This is a genomic window from Streptomyces mutabilis, assembly GCF_014649815.1.
Lineage (GTDB): Bacteria > Actinomycetota > Actinomycetes > Streptomycetales > Streptomycetaceae > Streptomyces > Streptomyces mutabilis.
On the sequence record NZ_BMTT01000099.1, the window covers coordinates 1 to 993 of the forward strand.

Annotated in this window: 1 protein-coding gene; it reads left to right on the forward strand. The window is 48.1% G+C overall.

Going from position 1 to position 993, the window contains the following annotated elements:
- Positions 1–993: reverse transcriptase domain-containing protein (locus IE142_RS39630; RefSeq protein ID WP_191889408.1), on the forward strand; the 993-nt coding region annotated here is incomplete at both ends.

Sequence of the window (993 nt, forward strand, 5' to 3'; positions counted from 1 at the left end):
CCGTTGGCAGCGTGGACTAATTCATCCGTTTCTTCACTCCCCGGATATCGCCGTTGGGGGTGTCCAGCCTGGGTCCATCGGCATGGACCAGATAAACCTGGAAATAAGCTTGATTCACGTTCTCACTGCTGTTTCCTCATTGGCCAAATTAGTAGCCATCAATATCGTGTTTGGGACCCTAAAACTGACACCGTCTTTGTCACCAATGATGTTATATTTGATGAGGATTACAAAGATCCTACAACTACCACTCCCAAAGGTCCCAGCACCCCTACCGAAGAAAACCCAACTCAATTAGTTGAAGATGAACCTCTCAATGACCAAGATATATGGCTCCGACCTGCCAAAGGCATGTCCCTAGCTTACTTTGCCACTTCAACCATTCCTTCATCAGAAGACAACACGCCTACTTCTTATAAGCAGGCCATATCCCATCCTGATGCTGCTAAATGGCAAGCTGCCATGCAAAAGGAAGTCAACCAACTCAAAGAGAAAGGCTGCTGGCAACTCATTCGCCGTTCTGACCTACCACCAGGGGCCAAAGTCATCCCTGGCCGGTGGGTATACAAAAAGAAAGAAATCCCTGGTACCCCTATTACAAGGGACTACCAAGCTAAAGCTCGCTGGGTGATCCGTGGAAATCTACTTGACAAGGACTTCATGGAATCATACGCCCCAGTGGTAGATGAAAATACCACTAGAACCCTTACGGCACTGGCCACTCTACTTGGCTGGCATACTCGAAAGGCAGATGCCATCCTTGCTTTCCTAAATGGAAAAATGCCCACAGATAAACGTGTCTTTATGACCCAAGTTCAGGGATTCAAAGAAGGCTCTGGAGACCTGGTTTGTGAACTCCGCCAGTCCCTCTATGGACTGATCCCATCTGCCCGTATCTGGTATGATACACTAAATGCTTTCTTACGACAAATCGGCTTCAAAAGCTCCGAATACGACTCTGGTCTCTGGATCCATACCACCCGGACCCAACTC